The sequence below is a fragment of the Bradyrhizobium sp. SZCCHNR1002 genome (assembly GCF_032381435.1).
GTDB classification, from domain to species: Bacteria; Pseudomonadota; Alphaproteobacteria; order Rhizobiales; family Xanthobacteraceae; genus Bradyrhizobium; species Bradyrhizobium aeschynomenes.
Window position 1 is genome coordinate 56,077 of the sequence record NZ_JAUHIS010000009.1, and the last position, 11,920, is coordinate 67,996.

At 66.0% G+C, this 11,920-nt stretch carries 12 protein-coding genes; 6 read left to right on the forward strand and 6 right to left on the reverse strand.

What is annotated here, in order from left to right:
• Positions 1–26: 26 nt before the first annotated feature.
• Both QX108_RS30795 and QX108_RS30800 read right to left on the reverse strand, forming a co-directional pair.
• On the reverse strand, positions 27–653 hold the full coding sequence (locus QX108_RS30795; RefSeq protein WP_315786125.1) for a peptidoglycan recognition family protein: 627 nt from the start codon (positions 651–653) through the stop codon (positions 27–29).
• A gap of 19 nt (positions 654–672) precedes the next feature.
• Complete coding sequence (locus tag QX108_RS30800) at positions 673–1,902, reverse strand: diguanylate cyclase (protein ID WP_315786130.1); 1,230 nt, start codon at positions 1,900–1,902, stop codon at positions 673–675.
• A 306-nt stretch (positions 1,903–2,208) separates the two neighbouring features.
• Between QX108_RS30800 and QX108_RS30805 the strand changes: the two genes are divergently transcribed.
• The gene (locus tag QX108_RS30805; protein WP_315724770.1) at positions 2,209–2,355 is read left to right on the forward strand and encodes a hypothetical protein; all 147 of its coding nucleotides are present in this window, start codon (positions 2,209–2,211) and stop codon (positions 2,353–2,355) included.
• Positions 2,356–2,494: 139 nt separating this feature from the next.
• Here the strand turns inward: QX108_RS30805 and QX108_RS30810 are convergent, their stop codons facing one another.
• Positions 2,495–2,899: a response regulator gene (locus QX108_RS30810; protein ID WP_315724768.1), complete on the reverse strand. Its 405-nt coding sequence runs from the start codon at positions 2,897–2,899 to the stop codon at positions 2,495–2,497.
• A 156-nt stretch (positions 2,900–3,055) separates the two neighbouring features.
• On the opposite strand from QX108_RS30810, the gene QX108_RS30815 reads away from it, so the two are divergent.
• On the forward strand, positions 3,056–3,892 hold the full coding sequence (locus tag QX108_RS30815) for an SDR family NAD(P)-dependent oxidoreductase (protein WP_315786135.1): 837 nt from the start codon (positions 3,056–3,058) through the stop codon (positions 3,890–3,892).
• 733 nt (positions 3,893–4,625) lie between these two features.
• Here the strand turns inward: QX108_RS30815 and QX108_RS30820 are convergent.
• Positions 4,626–5,432 (reverse strand): lytic murein transglycosylase, encoded by an 807-nt coding sequence (locus QX108_RS30820; RefSeq protein ID WP_315724764.1) that lies wholly within the window; start codon positions 5,430–5,432, stop codon positions 4,626–4,628.
• Positions 5,433–5,701: 269 nt separating this feature from the next.
• On the opposite strand from QX108_RS30820, the gene QX108_RS30825 reads away from it, so the two are divergent.
• From QX108_RS30825 to QX108_RS30835, 3 genes are all read left to right on the forward strand, one after another.
• A complete protein-coding gene (locus QX108_RS30825; protein ID WP_315786320.1) occupies positions 5,702–6,640 on the forward strand; it encodes an OmpA family protein in 939 nt (312 codons plus the stop codon).
• A 92-nt stretch (positions 6,641–6,732) separates the two neighbouring features.
• The gene (locus QX108_RS30830; protein ID WP_315786140.1) at positions 6,733–7,245 is read left to right on the forward strand and encodes a hypothetical protein; all 513 of its coding nucleotides are present in this window, start codon (positions 6,733–6,735) and stop codon (positions 7,243–7,245) included.
• A 450-nt stretch (positions 7,246–7,695) separates the two neighbouring features.
• Positions 7,696–8,013, forward strand: coding sequence for a hypothetical protein (locus QX108_RS30835; RefSeq protein ID WP_315786142.1), 318 nt, complete (start codon positions 7,696–7,698; stop codon positions 8,011–8,013).
• A 20-nt stretch (positions 8,014–8,033) separates the two neighbouring features.
• On the opposite strand, the gene QX108_RS30840 is transcribed toward QX108_RS30835, so the two are convergent.
• Complete coding sequence (locus QX108_RS30840) at positions 8,034–8,408, reverse strand: thiol-disulfide oxidoreductase DCC family protein (RefSeq protein WP_315726633.1); 375 nt, start codon at positions 8,406–8,408, stop codon at positions 8,034–8,036.
• Between the two features lie 240 nt (positions 8,409–8,648).
• Here QX108_RS30840 and QX108_RS30845 point away from each other — a divergent pair, with 240 nt between their 5' ends.
• A complete protein-coding gene (locus QX108_RS30845) occupies positions 8,649–8,885 on the forward strand; it encodes a hypothetical protein (protein WP_006613601.1) in 237 nt (78 codons plus the stop codon).
• A 703-nt stretch (positions 8,886–9,588) separates the two neighbouring features.
• On the opposite strand, the gene QX108_RS30850 is transcribed toward QX108_RS30845, so the two are convergent.
• Positions 9,589–11,775 carry a tetratricopeptide repeat protein gene (locus QX108_RS30850; RefSeq protein ID WP_315786145.1) on the reverse strand — a complete coding sequence of 729 codons (2,187 nt, stop codon included), beginning with the start codon at positions 11,773–11,775 and terminating at the stop codon, positions 9,589–9,591.
• Between the last annotated feature and the right edge of the window lie 145 nt (positions 11,776–11,920).

The window sequence follows — 11,920 nt, forward strand, 5'->3', positions numbered from 1 at the left end:
GCGGAGACGCCGGCTTCTTGTTATGATCAGTCCGCCATGGCGCGCGCGAGCTCGGCGAGCGCACAGCCCTCGCAATAGCGGGCGTCCTTGTAGTCGATCCAGTTGTGCGCATAGATCCGCTCCCGCGGGATCTGATAGCGCAGCCGGAGCAGCTTCGAGAGAATGCGCCACGCGGCGATCTGGGCTTGCGTCGGGGGCGCAGTGACGTCGGGATAGTTGCCGGCGAACTCGACGCCGATGGAATTGTCGCGCACGACCTTGCGGTAGGTCGGGCCGTTGTCGATATAGCGGTTGTCGTTGCGATTGGCGCCGTCGCCATGCAGCGTCACCAGGGTTTCCGGTACCGCCCAATACACCGTGCCGTCGGTTTCCACCCACAGGGTGACGCCGCGCCTCTTCGGGTTCTTGGCCTGCGCCAGCGCGCCGGCCTTCGCCGATCCGGCCGGACCCTCGGTCTGGTGGACGATGATGTTGGTCCAGGGATGCGCCTTGGCCGGATCGCCCCACGGCGCCAGCCAGACCATCTTCAGGCCGGGAACGTCCGGCGTGCCCGACGAGCGGGCGAGCGTAGCGAGGTCCTCGGCCATCGCCGGCTGGGAGAGAAGGAGACGCAGCGCGAGCGCTGCCTGGAGAGAGTTCGAGACCGGCCTCATGGCCGAACGATAGCACCGACTACTCCGCCGCGGCATCCTGCCGGGGCTGGGATGTGACGATCGCCTCGACCTGATCCGGCGCCAGCGCCGGCGTGTCGTGCTGATAGACCGCAAAGCCGTTCTTGCCGTCCTTCTTGGCCGCATAGAGCGCCTGATCCGCCCGCGCCATCACCCGGTCCGGGAACGCGCCGACATCCGGCGTCCACTCGGCGACGCCGATGGAGACCTCGATCGGAACGTCCGCGCCGGCACAGGCTTCGGCGTCGTCGCGGCAGACCTGCAGAATGCGCCGCGCGATCATCGCGCCCTCGCGCAGCGACGAGGACGGCAGCAGGATGCAGAACTCGTCGCCGCCGGTGCGGGCCAGCATGTCGCCGGGCCGCAGCCGGGTCTGCGCCATCAGCGTGAAGTGCTGCAGGCAGGCGTCGCCGGCCGCATGGCCATGGGTGTCGTTGATGAGCTTGAAGCCGTCGAGATCGATCACCAGCAGCGCAAACGGCTGTCCCGACCGCTCCGCCCGTGCGCATTCCTCGGTGAGCCTCTGCATCAGGTGACGACGGTTGGCGACGCCGGTGAGATCGTCAAGCAGCGCGAGATCGGCGACCTCGTTGCGCAGCCGGTCCACCGCCATCAGCAGAAATCCGAAATTCAGCGACATCGACAGGAAGATCAGCAGCAGCACTGCAGCCGCCTGGCCGATGGTGGAATGGCTGAAATTGAAATCGGCGCCCATCAGGGTCGCGATGGGCCGGGCGGCGAAGACGGCGATGATCAGGAGCGACAGCAGGCCGGCCAGCCGGGCGCCCGGATTGACCGGCCCATGGCGCGAGTCCAGCACCAGCCGCGCGATCATGGCCATCGGAACGGCCTGCCCGAGCGAGTAGCACAGGATGCGCAGCGGGCTGCTGTCGTAGGCGTAGAAGAAGAACGCGATCGACGCACAGGTCAGACCGACGACGATAAGGCTCAGCCGCCAGGAGGCCTTCCGGCCATAGAAGCGCTCCACTCCCATTGCCGCAAGGCAGATCGCAAACGTCATCAGCGAGCCGCCGGCGAGCAGCGGCGCGAACGAGCCGAAATAGAACCGGCCCAGCGCGAACAGCGCGGCCGGCGCACACATGAAGGCTGAGGCCGTCCAATAGCGGGCCGAAACCAGGTTGGGATAGCTGCGCATCACATAGGCCCAGATCAGGCCCAGTGCGAGGAAGTTGACCACGAAGGCCGTCCACAGCGTCGGAACGTTCAACATCCCGGCCGCAGGACGTCACGAGTCCTGTCCTCAATGATCAATAACGCAGCGCTCATGACCTTCCCTGTGGTTCGCGGTAACATGAGCGCCGCGCACTTAATGCTTCCTCAATTGCGCAACCAAGATTGCGCCTTGGTTTTGAATCAATGAAGACATCATTTGCCCGGCGTTAACCGCGCCGCACCGCGCGTCGGGGCCCGCGTGGCGCTGCTGAGTGCAGCGAGCTGTGGATAAGCGCAGGTGCCCTGGTGACGGCGTAAGGCAGAGCTTCGCGAATCTGCTGGGATTGCGTCCCGAGGCTGATGCATGGCTGGCCTGCGCCAGCGAGCCTCGAAGTCGCGTTGCAATCCATCAACTCCTGACGAGGATTCCATGGCGAAGAAGGCGAAGAAGGCCGCGAAGGCGACCAAGAAAGCGGCGAAGAAGACCAAGAAGGCCGCCAAGAAGAAGTAGTTGCACTCCCCGGGTGGGAGCGCGGCTTCCACCCGGTCTCTGCTGATGCCGCGTCCTCCGCCTCACCCCGCGATTCCCCGCTCTTCGCGCTTTCAGAAATGGGATCAGCGACCCAGGCCGTCAAGGAGTGACGACCTTCCTATTCCCCGAGCCTCCGCTGCAGCTCCGGCGCACGCTCCAGCGTCACCTCGGCCTCGCGCAGCACGTCGAGCGGCGCCCATGGCTTGCTCCAGAACTTGGCATTGCCGGGCAAGGGTTGCGACAGCGGCCGTCCCGAGGTGACCACGATGTTGATGTGGGGGTGACGCGCACGGGCGATGTGCGCCAGCTCGACGCCGCTCATGCGGCCGGCGAGATTGACGTCCGTCATCAGCAGCACGACGCGATGGCCCGGCTTGTTCAGGACCAGCTCGGCCGCCTCGGCGCTCTCGCACGCGATGACATCGTAGTCGCTCTCCTCGAGCAACAAAGCGATCATCTCGCGCTGGGCCGGATCGTCCTCCACGATCAGCGCCGTTGCGCGAAAGGGCTGCGACTGTCCCATGCAAATACCTCCAAGAATCTGTCTTCCCAAAAAGCCACGTGGGTTAAAAGCAAAGCCGCCGGATGGTTCGGTTCCAATGCGAAAAAGTGACGCAATACGCACAAGACTTTTGGAACCGGCCCACGCGAGCAAAACCATCAGGGGGAGGACACCACGATGACGGCACTTCACGGAGCGGCGGCGGTGACGGGCGCGGCCGGCGGCATCGGCCGGGCGCTGGCGCTGGAACTGGCGGGGCGCGGCTGCGACCTCGCGCTCGCCGACCGCGACGAAGCGGGGCTGGCCAGTGTCGCGGCCGAGCTCGCATCCCGCGGCCGCAAGGTCACCACCCACCGGCTCGACGTCAGCGATCCCCTGGCCATCGCGCAATTCGCCGATGCCGCGACGGCCGCGCATCCCTCCCTCAACATCGTCATCAACAATGCCGGCGTCGCGCTGTTCGGCGGGTTCACCGAGATCGACCAGGCCGAGATGGAGTGGCTGTTCAACATCAATTTCTGGGGCGTCGTGCACGGCACCCGCGCCTTCCTGCCGCATCTGTCGCGCCAACGCGAGGCGCATGTCGTCAACCTGTCCTCGATCTTCGGCATCATCGCGCCGCCCGGCCAGTCGGCCTATGCGGCGGCGAAGTTCGCGGTGCGCGGATTCTCCGAGAGCCTGCGTCATGAGCTTGCGATGGCCAACAGCCCGGTGAAGCTGTCGGTGGTGCATCCCGGCGGCGTCGCGACTGCGATCGCGCGCAATGCCCGCGCAGGCCACGGAATGACCGACAATGCGCGCCGCGTGCAGGCGATCGAACGCTTCGAGCGGCTTGCGAAAACCAGCCCGCGCGACGCGGCGCTGCGCATCATCGCGGGCATCGAGCGCAACGAGCCGCGCATCCTGATCGGCGGCGATGCGCGCTTCATGGATCTGTTGCAGCGGTTCATGCCCGGCACCTATTGGAAGGTGATGGCGAAGCGGCTGGAGAAGGCGGCCGCCAAGGACGCGTGAACCTGCGGTGGAGCGAAGAAAGCCTCGCGGCGCGTGAAGCGTCCGAGTTGTGCCATTCGCCGCCCTCGTTAAGAGGGAGGGCGCAGGGAGAGCCAGGCCTCGGCTGAGGCCTGCGGCCCGCGTGCGAAAGAAAATGCACGCGGCGGTTACCACAGGTTCAGCCGGACAGACCCGGCCCTCCCTGCGCGATGGTCTGACGCCTTATACGTGGTCTCCCTGGTGCGCCGGGCTTGTTGGCCACCATGCGCGACAACGCGCTTGCGCGCGTTGCGCGGGACACCAGCGTCGGGGTGTCGGGACGCCACGATTTCGGCGTGCGCATCGCTCCGTTCGTCGGCGCGGCCTTGGCCACGCTGCGGAGCTCTACGCCCATCGCATCCAACGGCCCACGCCTCGTGACGATCGCGAAACGCCCCTCCGGCGGGCCAGGACATCAGGAAATGTGCGGCTGATTTGCCCGACGTGGCAAGGGCGGATGCTGCGACAAACTAACACGACGGGCAGTTTGCGCAGGGCCGGTATGTGCCCCTCTCTCCCCGTTCGTCATTCCGGGGCGTGCGCGAGCCACGAACCCGGAATCCATAACCACCACCGGCTGTACTGAGAGAAGGCTGTCGCTCCAGCATTCGCCTAACAACGTTTCATGGCCATGGATTCCGGGGCTCGCGCTGCGCGCGCTCCGGAATGACGTGCTAAAAACACCATCCCCGGTGAGGCGATCGAGAGATGCCCCCTATCGTCCCACCAACTGATCGGCGTAGTAGCCGATGGTCTTGCGGTAGATCACCGCCCTGTTCCACTCGCGCATTGCGTCGAAGTTCGCCGAGCCCTCGTCATAGGGCTGGCCCATCTTGAAGCCGTTGGTCTTCAGCAGGTTGGCGGTGGAGGCCAGCACGTCGGCGGTGGAATGGCGGAGATCGACGCGGCCGTCGCCGTCGAAGTCGACGCCGTATTTGATGTAGGAGGACGGCAGGAACTGGGTCTGGCCGATTTCGCCGGCGAATGCGCCCACGAGGTCGCGCAGGGTGAGATCGCCGCGCTGGACGATCTTCAGCGCCGCCATCAGTTCGCCCTGGAACAGTTCGGTGCGACGGCAATCATGCGCCAGCGTCGCAAGCGTGCGGATCACGGGCAGCTTGCCCATGTCGCCCTTGCCGAAATCGGTCTCCAGCCCCCAGATCGCGACCAGGATCTGCCGCGGCACGCCGTATTGCTGCTCGATCTTCGACAGCAGCGCCGCGTGCCGCTGCAGCATCGCCCGGCCGCCATTGATGCGTCCGGCGCCGACGCGGGTCGAGACGTACTGCTCGAAACTCTTGTTGAAGGTGTAGCGCTGGCGGCGATCGAAGGCGAGCACGGCCGGATCGAGCGTCACGCCCGACAACGCCTGGCTGATCACGCCGCCCGACACGCCGGCGCTCTGCGCCTCCGCGGAGAAGCTCGCGATGAAGGTGTTGAAGTCGCCGCCGCAACGCGCAGCGAAGGCAGGCGAGGCAAAGAAGAGGATGGCGGCAATGACGAGAGATCGAAAACACAGCATGAGGAGAGAGATCCCTGCATGAGAGCATGATGATGGCAGGACGGCGCCGAGACGCAGGCACAATGCCCGATTTGGCGGTGGCAGGCCAGCCGGCAAGGATCGCCATCGCGCGACGCGGGTCCGTCATCCTGTTTGAACGCAACGCGTCCTCGCCGGCACTCATGCAAGGCGCCCCGTCTTCAGCGGCGCGTTGCGCGCCGTACCCGTCGACGTCCCGCGCCTCAACCATGCCGGCGTTGGCCAGCCATCTGTCAGAGGTCCCCATGAGAATGACGTTCCGGCTCGGTGCACTGGTGCAAGCGGTCCTCCTCACCGCTCTCGTCTTCCACACGCCCGCAACCGCCCAGCCCGGCGATGTCCCGGGCGCACGGGATGTTCCGGGCATCGGCCGTTTCGCCGGCAGCGTGATCACCGGCTATGTCGCCAAGGATTTCGATGCGGTGCGCGTGCAGGCAGCGCCGTTCAAGGCCGACAAGGCGACCGATGAGCGGCGCTTGGAAGGCCGCATCACCCGCATTGCCTATCGCACCGCGCCCGGTCCCTCGATCCTGGAAGTGTCGCGCAATTTCGAGAGCCAGCTCGCCAAGGCGGGTTTCGAGACGCTCATCGCCTGCGACACCGATGCCTGCGGCGGCATTCCCTTTACCGAGGCGATCGACCTGCTGCCGGTGCCGCAGATGTGGGTCGACGGCTTCGACTACCGCTACTTTGCCGGCCGCAAGACCGCCGGCGGGCGCGAGACCTATGCCAGCCTCCTGGTCAGCCAGAACAATCAGCAGATCACCGCGCAGCTCACCATCGCCGAGCTCGGCGCGATGGAGAACAAGATGGTCAGCGCCGCCGAGATGGCGAAGGGCCTCGGCGACAAGGGCCACATCGCGCTCTACGGCATCTATTTCGATACCGACAAGGCGACCCTGAAGCCGGAGAGCCGGCCGACCCTGGAGCAGATCGCGCAACTGCTCGGCGGCCAGCCGCAGCTCAACGTTTTCATCGTCGGCCACACCGACAACCAGGGCAGCTACGACTACAATCTCGATCTGTCGCGGCGCCGCGCCGAGGCCGTCGCCGCGGAGCTGTCGCGCAGCTACCGGGTTGCGCCGGCGCGGCTGCGCACCGCGGGCGTCGGCCTGCTCGCCCCGGTCGGCAGCAATGCCACCGATGCGGGCCGCGCGCTCAACCGCCGGGTCGAGCTGGTGGCGCCCTGAGACGGTGGCGCGCAGTCGCGGCCGCTTGATCCTCGTCAAGACGGTGCCATCACGGCTCCCTAAGCTCCGCTGCCAAAAAAGGAGACGACGCCATGATCGGGATTACGCTGACCGCCGACCAGATCCGCTCGGCGCCACCGGAGGTGCGACGCTGGATCGAGCATCAGGTGTTATCGGGGCTCGGGCTCGGCCCGGAGACGCCGCCGGCGCCCAGCCTGCCGGTGCAGGGCGCGCATCTCGTCGCCTGCACCAATGACGATGCGGCCAAGATCCTGGCGCAGATCCAGGGCGTGCTGCCGGCGATGAACGTGTTCTTCGAGTTCAGCCGCCCGGGCATCGCGCTGGGCCAGCCGCCCGTGATGATCTACCGGCTGATCGACATCCTGCATCACACCCGACTGCAGAACATCGGCCAGGTGATGGCCTCGCTGGAGATGATCAACAAGGCGCTGATCGAGACCCGGCACGATCCGTCGGCGCGCTTCTGCGGCTTCGACCACGAGGGCCATTGCCTGATCGCGCCGGAAACGCAGCGCGCCATCGCCAGCGTGTGGCAGGGCGTGATCGCCAAGCAGCACGGCGTCGCCGAGGGCGAAGCGGCGTGAGGGCTGAGGCGGGGCCGAGGCCGCTGGTCGGTGCAAGTCCTTCATTGAACGGCGAGCGCTCTCGCCTTGCTTCGTCATTCCGGGGCGCCCGAAGGGCGAGCCCGGAATCCATAGCCTCAAGCGGCCGTGATGAGACGCGGCTGCCGCTCCAGCATTCGCCAAACACACAGTCGTGGTTATGGATTCCGGGCTCGCGCTGCGCGCCCCGGAATGACGAAAGGAGAGTGCATCGCAGGGCATCATGCGCACAGTTGGGGATGACAGCTCTTCCGAGATGAGGGACTCAGACGACGACCCGCCGCCTTGCGCCGACCACTCATGCCCGCTGTCCCAAAACGATCCGCCTTCACCGCGCCACAGCCATGTCCGCTCCGGGCGGCTCCGGCCTTGAGCGGCGCGTGATCGGTGCTACGATTCAACTGTCGTTCACGATCCCAGTGGAGATCGCCGATGCCGCCCCACCGCCAGCGCCGACTGCTCCAGGTCCCCCTGTTCCGCCTGCTCGCGATCAACCTCGCGCTCGGGCTCGGCATGGCCGTGGTGCTGGTCGGCGGCCTGCTCGTGCTCGATCCCTGGGGCCTGCGCCACCTGATCTTCGCCGACCATTCGCCCGGCGTCGCCATCGGCCTGCTGCTCGGCTCGTTCTTCGTCACCTTCGGCTCGACCGCGATGGGCACCGCGATCATGGCGCTCGGCCGCAGCGACGATGACGATGCGCCGCGCGGCGGCACGCGGGCGCCCGCGCGGGTGACGGTGCGGAGGCGGTAGGGCCTAAGCGTGCACACGCCTCACCAATGCCCTTTCCACTTGTTCCAGGCGAACAGCCCGTCCGCGAAGCGGTCGTAGCCGAACCGCGTCAGTGGCCGCGTCAGGCGGTTGCCGAACAGCGTGGCGAGCCAGCTTTCGCCCGGCGTCAGCTTCCACAGCAGCAGCGCGACGTCGGCGCCGGTGATCAGCTGTCCCTCCTCGTCGGTCGCATGCAGGCGGCGGCGGACGTCGTCGACGTCGGCGCCGAACGCGGCCAGCGCCTCCGGCTGCTCGTTGATGTCCTTGAAGGCGACGCGGCCCGACTTGACCAGCGCCAGCAGCTTGTTGCGCTGCCAGTCGATGCCGGCGTCGCAGACCGGGCAGCGCGTGTTGTACCAGATGGTGAGTTGCGGCATCGACATGGGCTGGATGACGGGCTGGATGATAGGCTGCATTCGCGGCGGCGTGAGACGTCCGCGATGAACGCACTTTCATCCGGCAAAATCGAGGAGTTTCGGACGCCGCTGGCCGGCCCCTGCTCGCTTGGCCAGCTTGCCGATTCCACGAAAACCATATGACGAAAAAGTCAAATTCGGGCAGCGGATAAGCATTTTCCGGCATTGACCGGACCGCCTCCGCCGCCGTAAAGCGCCCTCATGGCGAAAAAACCCGGCTCCAATCCCAAAGGCGAATTCGCCTTCTTCAACGTCACCTATGAGGACGGCTCGCAGCGCTCCAACCGCCGCGTCCCGGCCGAGCTGCTCGGCGGCCTCGACGGCGACGAACCCGCGCGCGGCTTCATCATGGAGCAGGACCGCGACATCGCCGAGAAGTCCGGCCGCCCGCCGCTGGCGATCAAGTCGCTGGAACGGGTTGGCGCGAAGAAGAAGTAGGTCAGCTGCCGTAGGTGGGCAAAGCGCGCAGCGCGTGCCCGCCATCAGGTCCCGCCGCGAAACAGGATGGGCACGGCGCGCGACACCGCCGCCAGCCTCAACACTGTGCAGGCGCCTTTGCAACCGCCACGTGGCGAGCATGAGCGCCACCGCCATGCCGCTGAACAGGCAGGCCCAACCCTGCTACACTCCGAAGCGAATGAACTCGTAGAGGAACGCGGTCCACGGCGCGTAGGCCGCGCGCGCCGCGAGGCGGGCCTCTGCGCTGCGCCAGATGGAAACTCGTCGTCGTGCATGGGAGTCCGCGTCCGGTGAGACCGCCAATCCCTGGCAATCGATCGCCCGACGCCGTCTGCGCAAAGTTCGGCCCCTTGCGGCAACGACATGGACATTTGCGGACAAGCGGCCTTGTTGGCCAACTCCGGCACCTCGGCGCCGTCTTCCCAAACCTTCCTGCAGCCTCCCCACTGCCGCACGATGCGGTGCCCTCGCCCCTTGTGGGAGAGGGCAGCGCTGGCGGAGCCGCGGGCTCGGTTGGGTGAGGGGTTCTGTCCGCGAGCGCGACTTGGGGAGATAGACCCCTCACCCGACCGAGGTCTTTGCACTGTCCTACATGCCCTCTCCCACAAGGGGCGAGGGCGCAGTCACAGCCGCTGCGTCTGCGGCACGATCGATTGGCTCCCCGCTTCTCGATGAGCGCTCCTTATTGGACCTGTCGACCGCTGCAATACGCCTGCCACATCGTGCGATAGGCCGCTTCGACGGCCCTGGTGTAGATAGCAGGACCACAGCGTGCGGCGATCAGGTCGGGAAGCTGGTGGCGGAGCGTGCTGAGCCGTTCCGGCGTCGACCGTAACGCGATCTCCACATACTCATCATCAGTCGTGGCGACCCAGTCGGCCAGGCCGATCGCCGACAGGATCGCACCGCCGGCCCGGCTGCACATCCCGTTGCCGAGCTTCGACACGACCGGCACCCCCATGTGCAGGGCTTCCCAGGCCGAGACGCCGCCGCCATTGGGAAATGGATCGAGCCAAATGTCGATGAGCCGGTGGGCGGCCAGATGCTCGTCGCGCGAGGTCGGGCCGAGCAGGTCGATGCGATCCGGCGTGATGCCGCGCGCGGCGAAGTCGGCCAGCAGCCTGGCCTGGATCGCAGCATCGCTGAGCAGATAATCCTTGACCAGCAATCGGGCGCTGACGTCGGCACGCAGGATGCGGGCCCAGACGTCGATGACGGCGCTGGACAATCGGTTCGCCCTGGTGAACGCGCCGTAAGTCACATGACCATTGGACGTCACCGGCGCCTCGGGACTGCGCAGCCCAGAAGGAGGCGGCTCGATGATGATCAGGCACGGCAGATCATAGACCTGCTCCGTGAACAGGTGACGCACCTCGAGCGGCGCCATGACCGGATCGCCAAACAGGTAGTCCATCGTCGCCAAGCCTGTGCTGGTCGCATGGCCCCAGGCGGTGACCTGGATGGGGGCCGGCTTGCGCGCGAAGGTGCCCAGCCGATTGCCGCGAGAGTGTCCCGACAGGTCGACGAGAATGTCGACCTGGTCGGCCCGGATGCACTCCGTGAGCTGATCGTCGGACCATTGCATCACGTCGCGCCATCGATCGGCAACCGCCCGGAACGTCTCCGTGATCTCGTCCTGGACCGGTGAGTTCGAATAGCAGATCACCTCGACCCGAGATTTGTCGTGGTTCTGCAGCACGGGCCGGATCGTGCGGGCGGCAGAATGCTCCTTGAAGTCGCCCGACACGTATCCCACGATGATCCGTCTGTGAGGGTCGAGATCATTGGTGTGACAAGGCGGATGCATCTCTGCGATCCTGGATCCGATCCGGCGCCACCACTCCGCTCGGGCCGCCTGGTGCTCGGCATAGCCGACATCGCAGAAGTCCAACGAGAAGATGCGGTTCGCCAGCGCGATTTCGTCGGCCGGGTCGATCGCGAGCGCGCGATCGAAAAACGCGACCGCGGCCTCCGCATCGCCCAGCAACGCATGACATTGACCGATCTGGCTCAGCGCTTTCGCGGAGTTCGGCTCGATCGCAACCGCGCGCCGGCAGGCGTCCAGCGCCTCGCTCACCCGCTTGTTCAGCATCAAGACGTTGGCGCGGCCGAGCCAGCCCAGTGCAAATTGCGGATCGAGCGCGATCACCCGGTCGAAATCAGAAAGCGCGTCGTCGTTGCGCTTGAGCGTGAGGAACGTCTCGCCGCGATTGATCAGCGCCGTCGTGTCGTCGGGCGAAAGCGCCAGCGCCCGGTTGAATTCGGCGATCGCATCATCGGATCGACGCAGATCCTTGAACGCGCAGCCCCGATTGATCAGGGCGGCCAGATGCATGGGATTCGCCGCGAGAATCCGATCGTAGCACGCGATCGCGTCGGCGAACCGGCCGAGATAGTGCAGCGCCTCGCCCTGGTTCATCAACACGTCCAGTCGCTGCGGCTCGATCCGGATGGCGTTGTCGAAACTGACGACCGCTTCCGCGAAACGCTGGAGTCGTGACAACAGTTTGCCGCGTTCCAGATGCGCATCGAAGAATTCCGGCTTCAAGGCGAGAAGGCCGTCGAAGCCGGCCAGGGCCTCGCCGTCCCGCTGCAGCGCGGACAGGACGACCGCCCGCGCATAGCGCGCCTCGACGGATTGCGGCTCGACCAGCAGCGCCCGCTTCAGAAGACGCTCGGCCGCGACCGAATTGTTGCTCTGGTGTTCGGACAGTCCAAACATATAGAGCGCGCCGAAATGGTTCGGCCGCTTCTTGAGGATCTTCGTGTACCCGGCCTTGGCCTTGACCAGATCGCCGGAGCGGTGAAACGCACTCGCTTGGGCGAACAAATCGGCGATCTCATCGCCTTTCCGCAAGGCTGGCTGCATGCTGAAAACGTCCAGGGATCAGCCACCATCGCCATGTTCTGTCACGACGGAGCAGAGTGCCGGAATGCGAGCGTCATTCGGTCGCCCGCCGGAGCTTCGATGAGAAGCGTAAACAATTCATTGACCATGTTTCTGCGGGATTTGC

Coding starts and splice junctions, on each gene's coding strand:
- QX108_RS30795 (WP_315786125.1), bottom strand. CDS start 653: ATGAGGCCGGTCTCGAACTCTCTCCAGGCAGCGCTCGCGCTGCGTCTC.
- QX108_RS30800 (WP_315786130.1), bottom strand. CDS start 1,902: ATGTTGAACGTTCCGACGCTGTGGACGGCCTTCGTGGTCAACTTCCTC.
- QX108_RS30805 (WP_315724770.1), top strand. CDS start 2,209: ATGGCTGGCCTGCGCCAGCGAGCCTCGAAGTCGCGTTGCAATCCATCA.
- QX108_RS30810 (WP_315724768.1), bottom strand. CDS start 2,899: ATGGGACAGTCGCAGCCCTTTCGCGCAACGGCGCTGATCGTGGAGGAC.
- QX108_RS30815 (WP_315786135.1), top strand. CDS start 3,056: ATGACGGCACTTCACGGAGCGGCGGCGGTGACGGGCGCGGCCGGCGGC.
- QX108_RS30820 (WP_315724764.1), bottom strand. CDS start 5,432: ATGCTGTGTTTTCGATCTCTCGTCATTGCCGCCATCCTCTTCTTTGCC.
- QX108_RS30825 (WP_315786320.1), top strand. CDS start 5,702: ATGACGTTCCGGCTCGGTGCACTGGTGCAAGCGGTCCTCCTCACCGCT.
- QX108_RS30830 (WP_315786140.1), top strand. CDS start 6,733: ATGATCGGGATTACGCTGACCGCCGACCAGATCCGCTCGGCGCCACCG.
- QX108_RS30835 (WP_315786142.1), top strand. CDS start 7,696: ATGCCGCCCCACCGCCAGCGCCGACTGCTCCAGGTCCCCCTGTTCCGC.
- QX108_RS30840 (WP_315726633.1), bottom strand. CDS start 8,408: ATGCCGCAACTCACCATCTGGTACAACACGCGCTGCCCGGTCTGCGAC.
- QX108_RS30845 (WP_006613601.1), top strand. CDS start 8,649: ATGGCGAAAAAACCCGGCTCCAATCCCAAAGGCGAATTCGCCTTCTTC.
- QX108_RS30850 (WP_315786145.1), bottom strand. CDS start 11,775: ATGCAGCCAGCCTTGCGGAAAGGCGATGAGATCGCCGATTTGTTCGCC.